Here is a 20,477-nt window from a genome sequence, read left to right as displayed (position 1 = left end):
CCAGCACGGCGCGTGCCGCGGGAGCGGGCGGGCACGGGCGGCTCAGCGCTTGTTGAGCAGGTTGCCCAGCAGCTCGATCGGTATCGGAAAGACGATGGTGGAGTTTTTGTCGGCGGCGATCGTCGTCAGCGTTTGCAGGTAGCGCAATTGCATCGCTTGCGGTTCCCGCGCGAGCGTTTGCGCCGCTTGCAGCAGCTTTTCCGAGGCTTGCAGCTCGCCGTCGGCGTGGATGACTTTGGCGCGGCGCTCGCGCTCGGCTTCCGCTTGGCGGGCGATGGCGCGAATCATCGACTCGTTGATGTCGACATGTTTGATCTCGACGTTCGAGACCTTGATGCCCCAGGCATCCGTTTGAGCGTCGAGCACTTTCTGGATGTCGGCGTTCAGCTGTTCGCGCTCGGCCAGCAGCGCGTCGAGTTCGTGCTTGCCGAGCACGGCGCGCAGCGTGGTTTGGGAAAGCTGGCTCGTCGCCTCCAGGTAACGGGCCACTTGGATAACGGCTTTTTCCGGATCGACGACGCGAAAGTACACGACGGCATTGACCTTGACCGAAACGTTGTCGCGCGTGATCACGTCCTGCGGCGGCACGTCGAAGACGATCGTGCGCAGATCGATGCGCACCGCTTGCTGCACGATCGGCATGATCAGCGCGAGGCCGGGGCCTTTCACTTTCCAAAAACGGCCGAGCAGGAAGACGACGCCGCGTTCGTATTCGCGAAAGATGCGGATCGACGAAGCGATGATGACGACCACGATCAGGATGATGATCGTGCCGAAGCTGAAGGTGAAACCGATCATGAGGACACTCCGCGTTGTTGGGGGTCTTCCGCTTGAACGACGTCGAGCGTGAGTCCGTGCCGGCCCGTGACGCGCACGCGAGCGCCGGCCGCAATCGGTGCCGCGGCGCACACGCGCCAGCGCTCGCCGTGCACGCGTGCCCAGCCGATGCTCGCGCCTTGCGCTTCGTCGCGTCCTGCGTTGCCCGGTTCGTTTCCCACTGCGTTGCCAGCCTCGTTTCGCACGGGCGCGAGTGCGGCGTCGATGATTTCGCCGATGCTGCCCACGAGCGCTTCGCCGCCCGAGACGACGGGCCGTTTGCGCGCGCGGTAGGCGAAGCTCGAGACGAAGAAGACGAACACGGCGCCCGCGGCGGAAATGGCGGCGATCGTCGACAGCGGGATGCCGTATCCGGGCTGGTCGGTATCGATCAGCATGAGCGCGCCGGCGGCGAACGCGACGATTCCGCCGAAGCCGAGCGTGCCGAACGTGGGCAGGAAGGCCTCCGCGATGAGGAAGGCGATGCCGAGAAAGATCAGTGCCAAGCCCGTATAGCTGATCGGCAGCAGTTGCAGCGCGAAGAGGCCGATCAATAGACAGATCACGCCGGCGACGCCGGGCAAGACGAAGCCGGGATTGGCGAATTCGAAAAAGAGCCCGTACATGCCGATGGTCAGGAGGATGAGCGCGACGTTCGGGTCCGTCACGACGGCCAGGACGTGGCTGCGCCAGTCCGGTTCGAACGTCACGATTCGGGCGTGCGCGGTCGCCAGCTTGTGCGCGCCGTTTGCGGTTTCGATGGTCCGGCCGTCGAGTTTCGTCAGCAGATCGGGCAAGTCGCGTGCCGTCAGATCGACCACGTGTTGGGCGAGCGCTTCGTTGGCGGAGAGGCTGACGGCTTCGCGCACGGCGCGCTCGGCCCAGTCGGCGTTGCGGCCACGCAGTTGGGCGAGGCCGCGGATATAGGCGGCGGCATCGTGGATTTGTTTGCGCGTTTCGGTCGATTGGGTATCGGTTGCGGGCGCCGAGGCGGGGCCTTTGTCGAGTCCACTTGCGGGTTTCGGTTCGGGCGGCGCGATGCCGGGGCCGCCGAGTTGGATCGGGGTGGCTGCGCCGAGATTGGTGCCTGGGGCCATCGCCGCGACGTGGCAGGCGTAGACGATATAGGTACCGGCGCTTGCGGCGCGCGCGCCGCCCGGTGCGATGAACGCGGCGACGGGTACGGGGGAGGCCAGGATGGCTTTGATGATTTGCCGCATCGAGGTATCGAGCCCGCCCGGGGTATCGAGTTCGATGACGGCCAACTGGGCCTGGTCCCGCGCGGCGCGTGCCAGCGAGCGCGTGATGAAGTCCGCGCTTGCGGGGCCGATTGCCCCGACGACGGGGATAACGGCAACTTCGCCGACTTGGGATGAATCCGCGGCTGTCGCGCAGGCGGCGAGGGCGAGGAGTGCTGCGATGCAGCGAGCGAGCCATGCGCGCAGCCTCGCGTGGGGGCGCGCTTGACGAGTCGACGCGATTCGCGGCAACGGATGGGTTTTCATCGTTTTCAGTCGACGCATGCGAGCGCGCCGCCGCCGGCGGGAAAAGCCGCCCTGACACTGAAAGATTAGGACGATTTCGGACGATACGCTGAATCCCGCGTGCGGAAGCGAGCGTGGTGCTGGGGTAAGTGAATCTGAAAATTCGTGGAATCAGGTTGAATAGCGAGGAAACGGCTCTAAGCTATCGCTATCTCATAGACGATAGCTTGAAGATGAAGCAGATGAAGCGATTGCGGAACAGACGCCCGGACATGTGCAAAGCCACGCCTAGCTTGCAGCGTGATCATGTCGTTGTGCTCGGTGATGGGCCAGTCGAACTCGATGAGTTGATAGCCGAACTAGAATCTGTCCACGGGGAGGATTTTCTTGCCGACGCGCGAAAATGGGCTGCTGTAACTGTGTACGGACACAGCAATACGCTCGCGAGTCTCAGGCTGAAGGCTGGGTTATCGCAAGCGCAGCTAGCCTCGCGAATGAATATGACGCAGTCGCAGTTGGCGCATATTGAACGTGGCAAAAATGATATCCCAGTGTCGATGGCCTTTCGCATCGCTCAAGCCTTGGGGCTGTAAGAGGCTCCTGTTCCAAGCCTGCTTGTTTTCTTGATCCCCGATATGCTGCCGCCCGTTGATGAACTCGTTGCACTCGACGCGCTTACATTGCAGCGGGCTACGCTCCCGGTTCGTGGCAAACCACTTCGATGTTGTGCCCGTCCGGACCGATGACAAAGGCGGCGTAGTAGTTCGCATGATAGTGAGGGCGCAGACCGGGCGCGCCATTGTCCTTGCCGCCCGCTTCCAGAGCCGCGCGATAGAAAGCGTCGACTTGCTCGCGATGCTCGGCCGCGAATGCCAAGTGAAGATGCGCCGGTTTCTCCTCGGTTTGGTACAGACACAACGACGCCTTACCCTTTGGACTGAGCTCGACGCCGTAAGTCGGCGGTCCCTCCGCGACTACAGCCACGCCGATCGGCTCGAGTGCCTTCAGGAAGAATGTCTTACTTGCTGCAAAATCGCTGACGCCGAATTTGACGTGATCGAACATTCTTTCGCCTTTTCCAGGGTTCGTTGTGATGTGACGGCCACTATACGTCGATCGGCAAGACAATTGCCGGCGAACATCGCAGAGCGAATAGAGAAATCCGCTACGGAAATCCGGATGACGCGCTGCCGTATGTGCTAGAACGACAGAACGCGCCAACAACGAGGCGAAAAACAAAAAACAGGCCGGTCGGGGGAGAGAACGACAGGAGCGCACGATGGATGCGAACGCAGCGGCCGCAAGCAGTTTGGAGAACATCATTCAGCACGTATTCGTGCTGATGCTGGAAAACCGGTCTTTCGATCATTTGTTCGCGCTCTCCGGCATTCCCGGAATTGTCGCCGCCACCGGCGAAAGCTCGAACACCTACAACGGCGCCACTTACGCGTTCGCCGACGGCGCACCGGGCCGGATGCCCACCGACCCCGGGCATGAATTCACCGACGTGCTCGAGCAGCTTTGCGGCGCCGGCGCGAAATTCCAGCAAGGCCAGCCGTATCCGGCGGTCGACAATTCCGGCTTCGTCTCGAACTATGCGACCACCCGTACCGAAGGTGCCCCGCCGCAATCCGGCGACGTGGCCGACATCATGCGGGGCGTCGACGTTCGTACGCAGTGCCCCGCGCTATACCAACTCGCAACACAGTTCGTGCTGTGCGACGGCTGGCATGCCTCGATGCCGGGGCCGACTTGGCCCAATCGCTACTTTCTGCACGGCGCATCCTCTGCCGGGCTCGACCATTCGCCGACATCGGCCGAGATGTGCGAATGGGAAGGGCTGAAAGGCTTCGTTTATCCGAACGGATCGATTTTCGACGCGTTGGGGAAAGACAACTACCGCCTCTACCAAGACCATCTCGGCGATCCGCTAGGCCACATCCCGCAGGTCGCGTCGATCGAGGGTATCAGCGTCGGCGATGTCGACGACTTGGCGCACCTTGAGGCCGACCTTGCCGCGGGCTACACCGCTCGCTATACGTTCATCGAACCGAGCTACGGCGACATCATTAACGACACCTACGAACACGGCAGTTCGCAGCACCCGATGGATGGCCTCGCCGCCGGCGACCAACTCGTCGCGCGCGTGTACAACGCGATCCGCAGCTCGCCCGTGTGGGACCGGAGCCTATTCGTGATCCTTTACGACGAGCACGGCGGCTTCTATGACTCGGTGGATCCCGGCCCCGCAAGCGCGCCGAACGACGGCGCGGCGGCGAAGCTGAATGCGAGCGGCTTCGGGTTCGACGTGTACGGCGTGCGTGTCCCCGCCATCGTTGTGTCGCCATGGGTCGAAAGGGGCAAGGTGGATAACACCACGTACGATCACAGTTCGGTGCTGGCAACCCTTCAACGCCTGTTCGGTCTCCAGCCGCTAACGGATCGCGACAAGAACGCCAAAGACTTGCTGCCGCTGATTACCCACAATTGCCGCCAAGACTGCCCTGCGAGGATCGGAACATGAGCCAAACGACTTCCCTCCATGAGCGCGATCACGAACCCGTGCCCGATCCCAGCACGCTGATGGGGCTGCTGCATGTGCTGCGCAAGGCCCACATTGAACTTGTCGGCGAGGAGGTGGCGCACAAACGGTTCAGTCAGGTATCCTCGCGTGGGGATGCGAGGCAGTACATCAACGAATTGATGCCGCATCTGGCGAAGGAGCGCGAGAAACGGCGGCAGCAGCGGCATAGCGGCGGGAAAAAATAGGCAGCCTGCCGAGCCAGTGTGGTTCGAGCGCTATCTCGACATGGGGATGTCGGGTGAATGTTGACATAGTGAAGCGTGACCACGCCGTACTCGGACTACAGAAAATAAATGGCCGATCCAATAAGAGACCTGTCCTTACCTGTTCCATCGAATCAGATCGACGCCTTCACGCTTTTGCCGCGTAGGCACGGAGATATCCAAACCGCGGTTGTGAACCTCGTCAACCGCCTCGCCCCGCGGGTCTCTCCGGCGAGCCAGCCCTTTTTTGCGCAAAAAATCGCTGAGGCGATCGCCGGCGGGCCAAACTCAATGGTCAACAGCATGTTCCTCCGCCAAAGCATCATCCGCGGGGGGACCGCGACGGATGACCAGGTGATCGAGGGCCTGGCCGCGTGGGTCACAGTCCTCTTCGATCTCGGCAACCTGCAACACGACCGGGGCAGAGCGCTGGACCTCGAAGCCCGAATTCCCGATGAAGCGCTGGCCAGTCTTTCCCATGCTCTCGCCAAATCGAGCAACGGCTGCATCCTTGCGGTCCCCCACATCGGCAGCATCGAACTGTTCGCGGCGCATCTGAAAGATCGCGGAGTCGACATCGGCTTCGTCTATTCGATCGGCGATAAGCCAACCCCCACGGAACAGTGGATTTATGAAGGCCGATGCGCTACTCGCGGAATGCCCATAGCGTTTGGACGAAGGAGCACCGGGGCCAAGATTGACCGAGTGCTCGGGCGCAATGGTGTCGTGTTGATGGTGGTGGATGTTTACCCGAGCGCCAAGTACAAGGGAATCGTTGCCCGGGTGCATGATGCCGAGTTCAACTATCCCCCCGGGCCGGCAAGGTACGCGCGGTCCGGCACGCTCGTTCTTCCGGGCTTCGCATCGCGCCGGGACGCTGCGGGTTTTTCGATGAACATTCTTGACCCGATCGAATATTGCGCGTCGATGCCCGAGCAGGAGGCCGCTTCCGATCTGACCCAAAGGCTAGCCGTCCATATCGGCGGGTTCATTTCCGCACAACCGGCGGCATATTGGCTCTGGCATCCGATCCCCAACGATCCGTTCCTTGCGGTCGCGCAACGGCAGCGGACGGACCTCCTGGATTCGGTTGCCGCGTCGCATCCCGATGACGAGGCGACGGCGTTGGCGGTGGAAGCGGTGGACTCGACGCTGGTTGCGTGAAAGGCGAACCCATGAAGCGCTCGTTGATCGTGATCTTCGCCACCGTCGCGCTCGATGCGGCGGGCATCGCGCTGATTTTTCCGATTCTGCCGGGGCTGCTCCGCTCGATGACCGGCACCAAGGAAATATCGTCGCTGTTCGGTGCGATGTTGGCGGTGCACGCGTTGATGCAGTTTGTCTTCGCGCCCGTCCTCGGAGTCCTGTCGGATCGTTACGGCCGCCGCCCCGTGCTGCTCCTTTCCCTCGCGGGGACGGCCGCCGACTATTTGGTCATGGCATTCACGCCGCATGTCTGGCTGCTGTTCGCCGGCCGTGCCGTGGCTGGGCTGACCGCGGCAAATACGGCGGTGGCCATTGCTTACATCGCCGACATCACGCCTGAGGCCGAGCGCGCGCGCCGATATGGCCTGTTCCATGCCTTTTACGGCGCGGGTTTCGTGTTGGGCCCGGTCATTGGCGGCGCACTTGGCGACGTTTCTGTGCGCGACCCATTCCTCGCCGCAGCCGCGCTGAACGGCGTCAACTTATTGCTCGCACTTTTGATGCTGCCCGAGTCGCATCAACCCGCGCGGACGCCAATCGATTGGCGAGCACTCAATCCTTTCGTGCCGCTGCGTTGGGCCATCGCGTTCCGCGCACTCGTGCCGCTGCTCACGGTCTTCCTGCTCATTGGCCTCGTCGGCCAGACCTACTCGACCATTTGGGTGCTTTTCGTCGAGGACCGCTTCGGCTGGACCGGAACCGAGGTCGGTCTTTCGCTAGGCACATTCGGCGCGCTCGTTGCTCTGGCGCAGGGTTTCGCCGTCGGCCCGGCGACGCGACGGCTCGGCGAACGCGGCACGCTGCTGCTCGGCATCGTTTGCGAAGCGGCGGCCTTGCTCGTCCTCGCCTTCGCGCGGGCAGGCTGGGTTGCGTTCGCCGTGATACCGCTGCTCGCGTTCGGCGGAATCGGGCTGCCCGCACTCCGGGCGCTGCAGACCAAGGCCGTCGATCGCGAAAGCCAGGGCCAGTTGCAGGGCGTCGTTGCAAGCCTCGTGAGTCTTGCAGCGATTTTCGGTCCGCTCATCTTCAGTTGGGTTTATGCGTATTCGCGCCCGGGCTGGAACGGGCTCACGTGGATCATCGGCGTGGCCATCTACGCCGTTGCCGTACCGGTCGTGCTCACGGTGGCGAGGCCGAGTTTGTTACATAGGAGCACTTGATCTGGATAAAGATCGGGCAGCATGTGCGTCTTCGGCCTGCCGCGCCTTCGACGCCTGGACGTGCAGCCACTTCCGTAACGTGGCCACCGGCTCCGACTGACGCGGCTTGCGCGGCGACACCAGATAGAAGCCCGCATGGGTCCGATGCGCCAATTCAAATATGCGGACCAAGCGTCCCGCGGCAATATCCCGCGCAACGAATTCCAGATTGGCCAACGCAATTCCCTGGCCTTCCGCCGCTGCATCGATCGCAAGCGAGGTCTGGCTGAACCGGATGTTCTTCTCGACAGTCAGCGGTATCTGTTGACGAAGCAGATCGGCCAAGAACTGCGGCCAGAGATTGTGTGTGTCGTGCAGCAGCGTATGTTGCGACACGATCTGCTTTCCTCGACGCTCGCCTCGGAGAATGTCGGGACTCGCCACCGCAACCTGGATGTCTTCGAACAGCAGGTCGGTGTCGAGACCCGCTCCAAAGGGCGGACGACCGTACCGAACGGCAAGATCGATTCCGTCTCGCTGGAAATGCGATAGGCGATCTGTCGCAACGATACGCAGATCGGTATCCGGATTGGCCGAAGTGAAATCGGGCAAGCGTGGAATCAGCCACTTTGCGGCAAACGTCGGCGTGACGCTGATGGTGATCTTCAGCGGTTCAGGCCGTAGCGCCTTGGTGGCATCGATCAACAAGTCGAATGCGCGGCGCACGCTGACGGAGTAGGTTTCGCCGTTTTCGGTTAGCGCGATTCCCCGTCCTCTACGCTCGAACAATTTGAGGCCCAGGTTCGTCTCGAGCCCCCGAATATGCTGTCCGACCGCGCCCTCCGTGACGCGCAGTTCCTCCGCCGCGCGGCGGAAGCTCAGGTGGCGGCTGGCCGCCTCGAACGCGCGGAGCGCATTCAGCGAGGGAAGGGATTCGTCCTGATCGTCATCCATATAACAATAGTTTTACTACTGTATTAAGGCTGGAAAACTACGGCATCGCAGCCCACCTCGAGTGCTATTCTGAACCCTAATCGGGTTGTGCTTCTGAACACCGTGGGCCACCGGAAACTGCCACGAGCTTAGCACTATGTCGATAGAAAAAGTGTAGCGAGATACGGGGCCGAGCGCCCGAAGGCGCGAATCCAACCACAGGCGGAACCATCGGATGGTGGCAGCCTGGTTCGAGCGGCATGGACGAAGATGAAGAAGTCGGCGCTATTTGCATTTTTCTTTCTAGGCGGCCTCTGGGGCTCCAACTTCATCTTCATGAAGTCGGCGGCCGAAGTCGTGACGCCGGCCCAGGTGACGCTGCTGCGCGTCCTCTGCGGTTTCATCCCGATCCTGGGCTATGCCTTGGCAACGCGGTCGCTGAAGTGGTCGCATTTGCGTTTTGCGCATCACTTCTTCGTGATGTCCTTGCTCGCGACGACGATCGACTATTTCACGTACGCGGAAGGTGCGGCACGCATGCCGTCGGGCGTCGCCGGGATGTTGAGCGGCACGATCCCTATCTTCGCCGTGATCTGTTCATGGCTTCTGCAAGGCAAGGAAGGGATAAGCGTCTGGAAAGGGGGCGGCGTGCTGCTCGGTTTTCTTGGCGTGCTGCTCATCGCTCACCCGTGGTCGGATAGCGTAGACCGAAGCGAGCTCGCCGGCGTGTGCTGGATGTTGGGCGGATCGCTGAGCATGGGACTTTCGTTCATCTACGCCAAACGGTTCATCACTCCGCTGAAGATCCCCGGCGTGGCACTGACAACCTATCAGGTCGGGTTTGCCTCGATCTATCTGTACGCTGTCGTCGGCCTTGACGGAACGGGCGCGTTATTCGCTCACCCGAAGGCGGCGGTCGAACTCGTATTGGGACTTGGCCTTCTGGGAACCGGCGTGGCGTATCTGGCTTACTACCACATCGTCGAACATCTCGGCGGTCTGGCGGCATCGAGCGTGACCTATATTCCACCTGTGGTTGCATTGGCGATCGGCGTGCTCGTCGTGGGCGAACCGATCACGACGACGGCCTACGTGGCGGTGGCATTTATCCTGGCCGGGGTCGCCGTCATGCAATTCGAGGAACCGCTGCGGCGGCTCTGCCGGAAGATCGGAGCGTCGACGGCTTAATTTCGGCGCGCGCGTCAAAGAGCAGTCACGGGCGCGTGATCGGAAGAACGATTTTCAACGAAAACAGGAGCAAAGCCATGTCTGGAGTGTCTGGAGAGAAAGTCGCACTCGTTACGGCGGCCGGCAAGGGGATGGGCGCGGCCATCGCTCGCGAACTCGCGGATAGCGGCTTTCGTCTCGCGTTGATGTCGCCGTCGGGCGGCGCGGCGGAGCTGGCCAAGGAACTCGGCGGGTTTGGCTTTACGGGTTCGGTGACCGAGGCGGCCGACATCGACCGATTCGTTCAAGAGACGCTGGAAAGATACGGCCGCATCGACGCGGTGGTGAACAATACCGGCCACCCGCCGAAAGGCGATCTGCTCTCGATCGAAGACGAGCAGTGGCATCTAGGGCTCGACCTGATCGTGCTCAACGTTGCGCGCGTGCTCCGGCGCGTGACCCCGGCGTTCATCGAGCAGGGAGGCGGGGCGGTCGTCAATATCTCGAGCTTTGCCGCCGATGCGCCAGAGCAGGCCATGCCGGTTTCGTCGGCACTGCGTGCGGCGTTGAGCTCGTTCACGCGGCTCTATGCCGAGCGTTACGCGAAAGACAAAATCCGAATCAATTCGGTGCTGCCGGGGTTCATCGATAGCTGGCCCGAGACGCAGGAAATCGTCGCGCGAATTCCGATGAACCGTTTCGGAAAGACGCAGGAGATTGCAAAGACAGTGGCGTTCCTGCTTTCGGATGCCGCGGGCTACATCACGGGGCAGAACATTCGGGTCGACGGCGGTATCGTGCGCGCGCTATAGCTGGCCGCTTGCACAAGCGCAATCGGCCCGCCCGAAGAAGCTGCAGAACATCAATAGAATGCACGGCGGCCTGCCGTGCTCGATCGACCGCATTCGACCGCATGAACGAGATACTCGACGAGATCTGGGCGTTGCTTCATGCAGGCGCAAACGCCGGGAAGGAACGTTCGCCCTTTACGATGCTGCAGGCTGCGACGATCGGGCTGGACGGCGCGCCCGCGGTTCGCACGGTCGTCCTGCGTCGAGTTTGCCGCGAACTGCGTTCTCTCATGTTCCACACCGACGTGCGGTCGACGAAAGTCGCCGAATTGAAAGCCGACTCGCGCATTTCGCTGATCGGCTGCGATCTCGATGCTGGCATCCAGGTCCGCGTGCGGGGGACTGCGCGCATCGTCGAGGATCGGAACGAAACGAGAGAAGTCTGGGATTCGAGCAGGCCCCGGTCGCTGATCGTCTACCGCGCGCCGCTTGCTCCGGCGACGCCGGTCGCCTCTCCCTTCGACGCGCACGCTACGATGGAAACCGATGCTACGGCATCGGCCGGCTTCGAACATTTCTGTTTGGTCGACATAGCGGTTTCTGAATTCGATTACCTGCACTTGGCGCAAGACGGGCACATTCGAGCGAAATTCATCTTCGAACAAGGTAGATGGCGCGGCCAATGGGTTGCTCCATAGTCATGTCCGGGCCGACGATCGATTGCTCATATCACCGCTTTCGATCCGCTGTTGCGGCGGCGGTCCCGGCCCACGATGGTTCGGGGCTATCGCTGTATTCGTACGTTACCGGTTCGTCTTGCACACGGACCCGACTCAGGAACGCGAACACCGCGACCGCGTTGAGCAGCGTAATGACTGTTAGTCCATCGAGTAGCCGGCCGAACGCGGCATGGTAGGAGACTAGGAGCGTCGCATGAGCAACCTGCGGCAGCCTTGCGGCGGCGTGCGCGAGGTCCCCCGTGGCAAGGCTTGCGGCAGCCTGGGCGAGGGTAGCCGGTTCTGCGTCGGGCGCCACCGCGTGAAGGCTGCTCTGCACGAGCGCGGCGAGCAGCGCGCTCACCACCGCGAGTGCGACGCCTTCGCCCGCGACACGCGTGGTGCTGAAGATGCCCGCGGCCATGCCGGCGCGCGACTTCGGCACGACACTGACGGATAGCCCATCCATCAACCCCCAGGGCAGCCCCGCGCCTACGCCGATCGAGAGCATCGGCAATATCGCGTCCTGCCCGGTGCCCGTGCTCAGCCTTCCAGCGAGCGCATGCAGCCCGGCCGCGGCGATCGCAAGCCCGAATCCCGAGATGGCGCCCGCGGACATCCAGCGGGTGAGCGTCGCCGCGGCGAACGGCACGATCAGCATCGGTAACGACAGCGCGAGCATCAGCTCGCCCGCGTGGATCTCGTCGTAACCGTCGATGCCGACGAAGCGCAGCGGCAGTACAACGAGCAGCACGACGTAACAGTAGCAGGTGGCGATGGGCAGTACCTGGACTCCGATGAAGCGCGGGTATCGGAACAGCGACAAGTCGAGCATCGGTCGCTCGGTGTGCGTCTCTACGACGACGAACGCGAGCGCGAATGCGATGGAGGCAGCGAGCAGCACAATGACGGGCGCCGCCGTCCAACCACGGGACGGCGCTTCGATCACGCCCCACGTGAGGCAAGCGAGTGCGGCGGTGAACGTTGCGGCACCGGCCCAGTCGAGCCGGCGTGCGTGCGGGTCCAGCGACTCGCGCATTCGCGGCACACCGAACGCGAACGATAGCGCACCCGCGAGTGCGCCGGTCGCGAAGATCGAACGCCAGCCGAACTGCGCGATCAGCCAGCCAGCTAGTACAGGACCGAACGCGAGACCGACTCCGAATGTCGCGCCGAGCGCACTGAAGGCGCGAGTCCGCGCGTGGCCGTCGAATTCCTGCGCGAGCGCCGCAGTGCCGCCCGCCAGCGCCGCCGCCGCTGCAACGCCTTGCGCCGCGCGCAGCAGATCGACGGCGACGATCGTCGGCGCGAAGCCCAGCGCGAGCGAACCCATCGCGAAACCCGCGACACCGTACGTAAAAAGCCGTTTGCGGCCGAAACGGTCCGCGAGCGTGCCCGCTGCCATCAGCAGGCTGCCGAACGCGAGCATGAACGCGTTCGTGATCCAGCTCATCGCAACGGGACTGCCGCCGAGCTCGCGGCCGATCGCGGGTGTCGCGACCGCGCCGGCGGAGAACGACAGCGGCAGCGCCAGCGCGGCCATGCAGACGGCCGCGAGCACGACGAATCGCCTAGCCGAACCGGAAGAATTTGCAGCGCCCATCATCGCTCCTCGTCGAATGCCGGAGCAGCGCGACGCGATGCTCCAAGTTCAGCGGCAAACGATAATTCGGATTCAATTCGAGAAAAACAACGTACTATTCCGAAGATAGCGGATTTAAATTCCGCAATGAATCGGATCTGCAAGGTCGAACCGGCATGGACAACTTGAATGGCATCGTCGCATTCGTGCGGACCGCGGAGGCGCTCAGCTTCGTCGCGGCCGGGCGCAAGCTCGGCATCTCCGCGTCGGCGGTCGGCAAGACGATCGCCAAGCTCGAGCAGTCGCTAGGCGTGCGGCTGTTCAACAGGAGCACGCGTCGCGTGACATTGACGGAAGAAGGGCGGCATTTTCATGAGCGCTGCCACCGGATCCTCGAGGAACTGCGCGATGCGGAGGCCATGTTGTCGAAGGCCGCTCAAACGCCACGCGGCCGGCTGCGCGTGAGCCTGCCCGTCATCGGCTACCGCTTCCTATTGCCGGTGCTGCCCGCATTCAGCGCCCGCTATCCGGACGTCGAACTCGACCTCGATTTCAACGATCGGCTCGTCGATGTTGTGGAAGGCGGATTCGACGCGGTGATCCGTAGCGGCACGCTCACCGATTCGAGCTTGATGTCGCGCCGGCTCGGGCCATTCCGCTTCGTGTTGTGCGCGTCGCATCAATACGCTGCACGTGCCGGTTTACCGCGCACGCTTGCCGAGTTAGCCGAGCATGGCTGCGTGCGCTATCGGTTTCCGACCACCGGCAAGCTGCAGCCGTGGCTGCTGTCGGACGATGGCAGCGAGCCGCCGAACCTGCGCGCCGCAATGACGTGCAACAACATGGAGGCCTTGCGCGGCGCGGTGATCGCGGGTTTCGGGATCGGCTTCATGCCGGATTTTCTAGCGCGTGACGCGATTACAAGCGGGGCGCTTGTCACCGTGCTCGACAATCATCCGATCTCGCCCGGCCAGTTCTCGATCCTGTGGCCGTCGAGCCGCCAACTGTCGCCGAAGCTGCGCGTGTTCGTCGACTTCATGTGCGAGACCTTGTTCGCGGAGCCGTGATGCGCGGCGGCGCGAACTTCCAGGGCCGATCGGCAAAGATCGGCTCTGGATCCGCAGGTCAAAGAATGCGGTTCAACGCGTCGGCGAACCTAGCGACCGTGCCTTCGACGTCATGGAGCTTTTCGAGGCCGAATAACCCGATGCGGAAGGTTTTGAAATCCTCCGGCTCATCGCATTGCAGCGGAACGCCGGCCGCGACTTGCACGCCGATGTCGGCGAATTTCTTGCCGGATCGGATGCCGTCGTCCTCCGTGTAGCTGACCACGACGCCGGGTGCCTGAAAACCTTCGGCCGCCACGCTTTTGAAACCTTTGCTGGCCAATAGCGAGCGAACGCGTTTACCGAGCTCGAGTTGCTCCGCTTTCACCTTGTCGAAGCCGTATGCCTCGGTTTCCCGTATCACGTCGCGCAGCGTCGTGAGGCTATCCGTCGGCATCGTGGCGTGGTAAGCGTGCCCGCCGTTCTCATAGGCTTCCATGATCTGAAGCCATTTGCGAAGGTCGCAGGCGAAGCTGGTGCTGGTTGTCGCGTCGATTCTTTCGCGGGCAAGAGCGCTGAGCATGACCAGTGCGCAGCAGGGCGACGCGCTCCACCCTTTTTGCGGCGCACTGATCAGAATATCGACGCCGGTGGCCTGCATGTCGACCCAGACCGTACCGGAGGCGATGCAATCGAGCACGAACAGGCCGCCGACGGCGTGCACGGCGTCGGACACCGCGCGCAAATAGGCATCGGGCAGCATCATTCCGGACGCGGTTTCGGCGTGCGGCGCAAACACGAGATCCGGCTTGTTTTCCCTGATCGCGGCGACCACTTCTTCGATCGGCGCGGGCGCATAGGCGGCCTGTCGTCCTTGTTCGACCGGACGTGCCTTCAGCACGATCGACTCGGAAGGAATGCCGCCCATATCGAAGATCTGCGTCCAGCGGAAACTGAACCAACCGTTGCGGACGACCAGGCACTTCTTGTTCGTCGCGAACTGCCGGGCAACGGCTTCCATGCCGAAGGTCCCGCTGCCCGGGACGACAACGACCGACTTCGCGTTGTAGACCTTTTTCAGTGCGCCGGAAATGTCGCGCATGACGCCTTGAAAGCGTTGCGACATATGGTTGATCGAGCGGTCGGTGTAAACGACTGAATATTCGAGGAGCCCCTCGCGGTCGACATCGGGAAGTAAACCTGGCACGCTCGCCTCCGGTAAAGGATGAACAATGTGGGCAGTATCCTTGGTTCGATACCGCCGCCAACGATGCAAATACGCTTTTCTACTTCACGTCAGCAGATTCTAACGAGAGCCGCCTGTCGCTGTCAGCCTTACCTTCCCGTCGGCGGTTGTGGATTATTGGCCGGGTTCGTATCGAACCGGCTCACGCTTTCGATGCCCGCTTTGTCGACGAGCGCCGAGAACTGCGCATAAAGCCAGTCGGCCGTGTCCTTGTCGTAGACCTGTTCATCGCCGACGTACACCGTAAACGACCTCAGGTACTTCGCCCTTTTTTCGGGGTTGCCGATCGTATCCTTCGTCCATTGATACAGCGGATACCGGTTTCGGCCCGCGCGCTCCGCTTCCTCGACATATTCGGCGAATGCGTCGAACTGGCACTTCAACGACGCATTCCGCTCGCGCAACACGGTTTCGAGTAAATCGCGCCGCTCGTCCTGCACGTGCGCCCTCAGCGCATCGGCGAGTTCGGGAACGACGGTGATCCGGATTTGGAACTGCCAGGCTTCTGCCATGCCTCTCTCCTGTTGCGACGAGCAGCGTACCCGCTGAGGCCCGCATCGACCAACTTCACGGTTCGTCGATGACGTGTCAATGGCCGAGTAGCCGCGGTCGACATTATGCCGAGTCGCGCGCCGAGTCGTGCGCGCGGCGATTACGGCGATGTCATCGACGATGAAAGGGCGGCCGTGAGGATGGTGTTGATTTTGGGAATGAATGGTCCTATTATCGGCTGCATGGATACCTCAGACACATCGCATCCTCGTACGCGTGCTCTTCGCGCGGATCGCACGCCTGAACGCGGACGACCGCGGGAATTCGACGTCGACCGCGTGATCGAGGCGGCGGCACGCGTGTTCTGGGAGCATGGTTACCATGCGACTCCCGTCGACGTGCTGTGTGAAGCCACCGGCGTCTTTCGAGGCAGCATGTATAGGACGTTTGGCGATAAGCATGGCTTGCTCATTGCCGCGTTCGATCGTTATGCCGAGGGGGCGGTTGCGCGCTTGAAAGAGCGGCTGTCCGCCGACGTACCTCCCGCTGAGGCTTTACGTGGAGCGCTCCTGCACTACACGAAGGTAAGCGGCAATCTGCTCGAACGGCATGGGTGTTTCATTACGAACGCCGCCACCGAGCTTTTGCCGAGCGATGAAGCTCTGCGTCCGCATATCGAATCGACGCTGCAGCGCATCGCGACACAGTTCAGCCTGGCGATTGCGCGCGGCCAGCAGGCCGGTCAGTTCGATCGGAGTCTCGATGCGGAGGCGGTCGGGCGGTTCCTGCTTTGCATCGTTCAGGGAATGCGCGTGCTCGGCAAGGTCGACATGAACGAAATGGCGCTGGCGTCGATCGTGGATATGGCCATGCGCGCGCTGACCTGACGCAACGAAGGCCCACAAGGGGCGAGCACGATCTCGGCGAAGACGAGGACAAAGACGGCGCTCGCCGATTTTTTTGTCTATTTTGGGAACGATTAGTCATAAATTCGAAATCGGCTTCTTCCTTGCCGCAAACCAGCTACTGGAAAGGCGTCGCGCTGTGTCTCACCGCGACGATTCTGATGGGCGTCATGTTCCCCGTCATGACCGACGCATTGACGCATGTCGATCCGTTCACCTTTACGTCGCTGCGTTACCTCATAGCGGGTATCGCGTTCGCCATGCTGCTGCGACGCCGGGAAGGCGCCAACGCGTTTCGGGCGGACGGCCATTCGCTACGGGCGGCGTGGCTTTTAGGATCGATCGGTTTCTGTGGATTCGGCTCGTTCGTGTTTCTCGGGCAGCAATTGGCGGGGCCGGAGGGGGCGCTCAACGCCTCGATCATGATGGCGACTCAGCCAATGATGGGGCTGCTCGTCAATGCTTTGGTGCGGCGCTCCGCGCCCCCGTTGCTTTCGCTCGGGTTCGTCGTGATTTCATTCTCGGGGGTATTGCTCGTCATCACGCGGGGGGAACTACTGACAGCGTTACATGCGCCTCAGCACTATGCGGCGAGTGCGCTCATCGTCATCGGGGCGCTGTGCTGGGTGATTTATACATTTGGCTCTTCGTATTTCACGCGCTGGTCCGCGCTGAAGTACACGACGATGACGACCTGGCTAGGATTGACCACCATCGTCGGGTTGAACGTGGTTCTCATCGCCGTGCACGCGATCCCTGCGCCGGCCATTGCAACCTTGAGGGAGATCGCGCCGCATCTGGCCTATATGGGACCGATAGCGGGTTTCCTGGCGATTCTCTTCTGGATCTCGGGCAATCGAATCTTGGGGCCGATGAACGGTGTGTTGTTCATGGATGTCGTTCCGATCACGGCATTCATCGTTTCCGCGTTGATCGGCGTGGTTCCCAATACGGCCCAGGTAGCGGGAGCATCATTGACTGCCGCCGCGCTGCTGATGAATAACGCCTATTTGCGGCAACGTTCCCGCCGAGCGGTCGCCCCGGCACTGACCTGACTTTGGGGAAAGACGCCGGAAATCATAGGCGTCGATTGCGGCTTGCCGCTACAGGCTGGACTTTGGCGATTTCGATCGCGGTGAATTACCTATTCTCATCGGATGTCTCGCGGTCTCGAGTCGTTCCGGTGGACGGCACGGGCGGCACGGCGTTGCGTCGTCGGCGGTGAAGCCGCCGCATCGCCGCGACGCTCCTGGGCGGTGCGGTACGCCACGAGCTTCATCCGTCTACTACTTTGGGACGTCGATCATGAAGTTCATCGTTCAGTGGAAAGGGATGCCCGCTGTTCAACAGGCGGCAATCGCCCGCTTTATGAAGACGGGCGCCCGCCCACCGGAGAACGTTGTCATGCTGGGCCGCTGGCATACGCCGGGTGAAGTGGGTGGCGTGGCCATCGTCGAAGCGACGGACGCAAGCGCGATTGCGAAGTGGACGCTCCAATGGAGCGATTTACTTTCGTTCACCTTGACGCCTGCGCTGACGGATGAAGAGCTGGGTGCCGCTTTGGCCGCTCATCAGGCTGCGGCGGGCTAGTTCTTGAAGCGGGCTTTGGGGTGCGGAGTCAGCCATTCCAAAGCCCGCGTGCCGATGCCGCGGAAATATAAACCGTCATTCGTTCCGCAGTCGGGCATGCGGCGCCGCGCCGAACGGGCAGGCGGACACGCATTGTTCGCCAAATCCCCCAGGTCAATTCGCCCCGAGCCGCTTTATCGCAGCGCGGCGACTCTCTACATTCGATCCACCGCAGGCCGATTGGCTTGCGAAGCAGATTTTCGTTCAATGCTATCGAATCGATTGGAGAAATGAATATGGGCAAGCTCACTGGCAAAGTGGCCGTCGTCACCGGTGCGTCGAAGGGTATCGGCGCGGGTATTGCCAAGGCGCTCGCGCGGGATGGCGCTTCGGTGGTCGTCAATTACGCAAGCAGCAAGGCCGGTGCGGACGCCGTCGTCGACGCGATCACGTCGGCCGGCGGCAAGGCGATTGCCGTTGGCGGAGATGTATCGAAGGCTTCGGACGCGCAAGGCATCATCGACGCGGCGATCGAAACCTATGGCCGCATCGACGTCCTCGTCAACAATTCGGGCGTCTATGAATTAGCGCCGATCGAGGCGTTCACCGAAGAGCAATTCCACCGGCAGTTCAATATCAACGTGCTGGGCCTGCTGCTCACGACGCAAGCCGCTCTCAAGCATTTGGGCGAAGGCGCGAGCATCGTCAATGTGAGTTCGGTCGTGACGACGATCACGCCGCCGGCGAGCGCCGTCTATTCCGGTACTAAGGGGGCTGTCGATGCGATCACGGGCGTGCTGTCGCGCGAACTGGGGCCGCGCAAGATCCGGGTCAACGCAATCAATCCCGGTGTCGTGATCACGGAAGGCACGCACGCGGCCGGGATCGCCGGGTCGGACTTTGAAGCGATGGCGGTGAGCCAGACGCCGCTCGGCCGTGTAGGTCAGCCGGACGATATTGCTTCGATTGCTGTGTTTCTCGCATCCGACGATTCGGGCTGGCTGACGGGCGAACACATCGTCGCGAGCGGCGGCATGCGCTGAGGATACTGGGGCGCGGCTGCGCAAGCCGTGCTCGAGTTGCGGTGAAGGAGGTGGCGGCATTTACGGATGCCGCCACCTATCAGCCGTGACCGCGATGCATCAAAAGATCGACCGCCCCGAGTAGGTCGTCAGCCACTCCAAGGCCTGAGTCCCCGCCAGCGAATTGCCGTTGGCATCGAGCCCCGGCGACCAAACGCAGACGGCCATTTCCCCCGGCAGGACCGCGACGACTCCGCCGCCGACCCCGCTTTTCGCCGGCAACCCCACTCGATAGACGAAGTCGCCCGCGGCATCGTACGTGCCGCACGTCAGCATCAGGGCCGACAAGCGCTTGGCCGAACTGGAATCGAGAACCTGCTCCCCGGTAGCGGGCGAGATGCCGCCGTTCGCAAGGAACAGCGCCGCGCGCGCAAGCTCGATGCAGTTCATTTCAATGGCGCACTGACGGCAATACGCGTCGACGACGGTTTCCGGCGGCATCTCCAGATTGCCGAAGCTCGCGATGAAGTGGGCCATCGCGCGGTTGCGGTCGGCGTGCTGCAGCTCCGACTGTGCGACGCGCGAGTTGTAATCGATGTCCGCCGCGCCGGACAGGCGGCGCACGAATTGCACGAGCGCGGTCTCGGCGCGCACGAAGCGACGGCTCAGCACATCGGCAACGACGAGCGCGCCCGCATTGATGAACGGATTGCGCGGTTTGCCGCGTTCGCTCTCGAGCTGCACGAGCGAATTGAACGCCGTGCCCGATGGTTCGCGACCGACGCGCTGCCAGAGGGCGTCGCCGAGCAATTGGAATGCGAGCGTGCAGGCGAACAGCTTCGAGATGCTTTGGATCGAGAAGCGCTCGCTGGCATCGCCGACGGTGAACACTTGTCCGTCCAAGGTGACGACGGCCATGCCGAACCGCTCCGCCGGCACCTTGGCCAGCTCGGGTATGTAGTTGGCGACGCGGCCCGTCGTTCGCCACGGTTCGATGTCGCGGTAGATCTGCTCGAGGATGAGCGGGTAATTCGGCTGAAGGTTCATTGTGCGTTGTCGTTGACCGATAGGCGTGCGAGAGGCCCGACCGCGCAGGGCCTCTATATAGGAGCCACTGCTCGGAGCCCGTATGGAACCCGCAAGCGCTGGGTGTCGTCAAGCGGCGGCATGCGTGTTGCGATGCCGTCTTTGGTCGTTCTTTGGTCGTTCTTTGGCCGTTGTCGGAGTCTGAAAAACGCCCTCTCAAATTTCGCTTGCACGACTCACGGAAGGCGCCTAGAATTGCGCCCTTTCGTGCAGTCAGTGTGACTGAGCGAAGAGAAGCGGGGCCTTGCGCAGAGCGGTTTTGCGCGGGGTTCGCGGCAATGGTTTGTTAGCGAGTGAAGTTAAAACGAAGCTAAAAAAACTGTTGACGCGATGCAAGAAGTTCTGCATAATCTCGTTTCTCTGCTGCTGACGCAGCAACGCAAGACGGGCGGTGCTAGAGGAGAAGGTGTTCTGGTGCTGCTGGCGGTTAAGCGACGCGATCTTTAAAAATTTACAGCCGATAAGTGTGGGCGCTTGATGGCGGACGCGG

Annotated in this window: 22 protein-coding genes; 13 read left to right on the top strand and 9 right to left on the bottom strand. The window is 62.1% G+C overall.

What is annotated here, in order from left to right; genetic code table 11:
• Positions 1-42: 42 nt before the first annotated feature.
• Both DWV00_RS23920 and DWV00_RS23915 read right to left on the bottom strand, forming a co-directional pair.
• On the bottom strand, positions 43-798 hold the full coding sequence (locus tag DWV00_RS23920) for a slipin family protein (RefSeq protein WP_115536105.1): 756 nt from the start codon (positions 796-798) through the stop codon (positions 43-45).
• Positions 795-2,306 (bottom strand): NfeD family protein, encoded by a 1,512-nt coding sequence (locus DWV00_RS23915; protein WP_425452823.1) that lies wholly within the window; start codon positions 2,304-2,306, stop codon positions 795-797. Before DWV00_RS23915 ends, DWV00_RS23920 begins: the two co-directional genes overlap by 4 nt.
• Before the next feature lie 143 nt (positions 2,307-2,449).
• Between DWV00_RS23915 and DWV00_RS23910 the strand changes: the two genes are divergently transcribed.
• Positions 2,450-2,893 carry a helix-turn-helix domain-containing protein gene (locus DWV00_RS23910; protein WP_147297968.1) on the top strand — a complete coding sequence of 148 codons (444 nt, stop codon included), beginning with the start codon at positions 2,450-2,452 and terminating at the stop codon, positions 2,891-2,893.
• Positions 2,894-2,990: 97 nt separating this feature from the next.
• Here the strand turns inward: DWV00_RS23910 and DWV00_RS23905 are convergent, their stop codons facing one another.
• Entirely contained in the window at positions 2,991-3,365 is a 375-nt protein-coding gene (locus tag DWV00_RS23905) for a VOC family protein (RefSeq protein WP_115536102.1), read from the bottom strand.
• Positions 3,366-3,579: 214 nt separating this feature from the next.
• Here DWV00_RS23905 and DWV00_RS23900 point away from each other — a divergent pair, with 214 nt between their 5' ends.
• From DWV00_RS23900 to DWV00_RS23885, 4 genes are all read left to right on the top strand, one after another.
• Entirely contained in the window at positions 3,580-4,824 is a 1,245-nt protein-coding gene (locus DWV00_RS23900) for an alkaline phosphatase family protein (protein WP_115536101.1), read from the top strand.
• Positions 4,821-5,069 carry a hypothetical protein gene (locus DWV00_RS23895; RefSeq protein ID WP_115536100.1) on the top strand — a complete coding sequence of 83 codons (249 nt, stop codon included), beginning with the start codon at positions 4,821-4,823 and terminating at the stop codon, positions 5,067-5,069. The genes DWV00_RS23900 and DWV00_RS23895 overlap by 4 nt, the downstream gene beginning before the upstream one ends.
• Positions 5,070-5,177: 108 nt before the next feature.
• Entirely contained in the window at positions 5,178-6,251 is a 1,074-nt protein-coding gene (locus DWV00_RS23890) for an LpxL/LpxP family acyltransferase (RefSeq protein ID WP_115536099.1), read from the top strand.
• Positions 6,252-6,262: 11 nt separating this feature from the next.
• Positions 6,263-7,453 carry a TCR/Tet family MFS transporter gene (locus tag DWV00_RS23885; protein ID WP_115536098.1) on the top strand — a complete coding sequence of 397 codons (1,191 nt, stop codon included), beginning with the start codon at positions 6,263-6,265 and terminating at the stop codon, positions 7,451-7,453.
• Here the strand turns inward: DWV00_RS23885 and gcvA are convergent.
• On the bottom strand, positions 7,436-8,386 hold the full coding sequence (gcvA, locus tag DWV00_RS23880; protein ID WP_115536097.1) for a transcriptional regulator GcvA: 951 nt from the start codon (positions 8,384-8,386) through the stop codon (positions 7,436-7,438). The genes DWV00_RS23885 and gcvA overlap by 18 nt on opposite strands.
• A gap of 249 nt (positions 8,387-8,635) precedes the next feature.
• On the opposite strand from gcvA, the gene DWV00_RS23875 reads away from it, so the two are divergent.
• The 3 genes from DWV00_RS23875 (at position 8,636) to DWV00_RS23865 (ending at position 11,021) form a co-directional block, all read left to right on the top strand.
• Positions 8,636-9,553, top strand: coding sequence for a DMT family transporter (locus DWV00_RS23875; protein WP_115536096.1), 918 nt, complete (start codon positions 8,636-8,638; stop codon positions 9,551-9,553).
• A gap of 86 nt (positions 9,554-9,639) precedes the next feature.
• The gene (locus DWV00_RS23870) at positions 9,640-10,344 is read left to right on the top strand and encodes an SDR family oxidoreductase (protein ID WP_115536095.1); all 705 of its coding nucleotides are present in this window, start codon (positions 9,640-9,642) and stop codon (positions 10,342-10,344) included.
• A 101-nt stretch (positions 10,345-10,445) separates the two neighbouring features.
• Positions 10,446-11,021 (top strand): pyridoxamine 5'-phosphate oxidase family protein, encoded by a 576-nt coding sequence (locus tag DWV00_RS23865; protein WP_115536094.1) that lies wholly within the window; start codon positions 10,446-10,448, stop codon positions 11,019-11,021.
• Between the two features lie 31 nt (positions 11,022-11,052).
• On the opposite strand, the gene DWV00_RS23860 is transcribed toward DWV00_RS23865, so the two are convergent.
• Positions 11,053-12,642, bottom strand: coding sequence for an MFS transporter (locus DWV00_RS23860; protein WP_181885577.1), 1,590 nt, complete (start codon positions 12,640-12,642; stop codon positions 11,053-11,055).
• A 155-nt stretch (positions 12,643-12,797) separates the two neighbouring features.
• On the opposite strand from DWV00_RS23860, the gene DWV00_RS23855 reads away from it, so the two are divergent.
• A complete protein-coding gene (locus tag DWV00_RS23855) occupies positions 12,798-13,688 on the top strand; it encodes a LysR family transcriptional regulator (protein WP_115536092.1) in 891 nt (296 codons plus the stop codon).
• 58 nt (positions 13,689-13,746) lie between these two features.
• Here the strand turns inward: DWV00_RS23855 and DWV00_RS23850 are convergent, their stop codons facing one another.
• Complete coding sequence (locus DWV00_RS23850; protein ID WP_115536091.1) at positions 13,747-14,874, bottom strand: aminotransferase class V-fold PLP-dependent enzyme; 1,128 nt, start codon at positions 14,872-14,874, stop codon at positions 13,747-13,749.
• Between the two features lie 128 nt (positions 14,875-15,002).
• On the bottom strand, positions 15,003-15,425 hold the full coding sequence (locus tag DWV00_RS23845) for a hypothetical protein (RefSeq protein ID WP_115536090.1): 423 nt from the start codon (positions 15,423-15,425) through the stop codon (positions 15,003-15,005).
• Between the two features lie 222 nt (positions 15,426-15,647).
• Here DWV00_RS23845 and DWV00_RS23840 point away from each other — a divergent pair, with 222 nt between their 5' ends.
• The 4 genes from DWV00_RS23840 to DWV00_RS23825 all read left to right on the top strand — a co-directional run bounded on the left by DWV00_RS23840 (position 15,648) and on the right by DWV00_RS23825 (position 18,922).
• The gene (locus DWV00_RS23840) at positions 15,648-16,292 is read left to right on the top strand and encodes a TetR/AcrR family transcriptional regulator (protein ID WP_115536284.1); all 645 of its coding nucleotides are present in this window, start codon (positions 15,648-15,650) and stop codon (positions 16,290-16,292) included.
• A gap of 122 nt (positions 16,293-16,414) precedes the next feature.
• Positions 16,415-17,365, top strand: a complete 951-nt coding sequence (locus DWV00_RS23835) for a DMT family transporter (RefSeq protein ID WP_245965009.1) — start codon at positions 16,415-16,417, stop codon at positions 17,363-17,365.
• Positions 17,366-17,615: 250 nt separating this feature from the next.
• Entirely contained in the window at positions 17,616-17,900 is a 285-nt protein-coding gene (locus DWV00_RS23830; protein WP_115536089.1) for a DUF3303 domain-containing protein, read from the top strand.
• Positions 17,901-18,175: 275 nt separating this feature from the next.
• Positions 18,176-18,922: a glucose 1-dehydrogenase gene (locus DWV00_RS23825; protein ID WP_115536088.1), complete on the top strand. Its 747-nt coding sequence runs from the start codon at positions 18,176-18,178 to the stop codon at positions 18,920-18,922.
• Between the two features lie 99 nt (positions 18,923-19,021).
• Here the strand turns inward: DWV00_RS23825 and DWV00_RS23820 are convergent, their stop codons facing one another.
• Both DWV00_RS23820 and DWV00_RS34395 read right to left on the bottom strand, forming a co-directional pair.
• Complete coding sequence (locus DWV00_RS23820; protein WP_115536087.1) at positions 19,022-19,948, bottom strand: glutaminase; 927 nt, start codon at positions 19,946-19,948, stop codon at positions 19,022-19,024.
• Positions 19,949-20,200: 252 nt separating this feature from the next.
• On the bottom strand, positions 20,201-20,477 hold a 277-nt coding region (locus DWV00_RS34395), incomplete at its 5' end, for a hypothetical protein (RefSeq protein WP_220274729.1).

Origin of the sequence: Trinickia dinghuensis (genome assembly GCF_003367175.1) — a bacterium.
GTDB classification, from domain to species: domain Bacteria; phylum Pseudomonadota; class Gammaproteobacteria; order Burkholderiales; family Burkholderiaceae; genus Trinickia; species Trinickia dinghuensis.
This window is presented reverse-complemented; position numbering and strand designations above follow the sequence as displayed.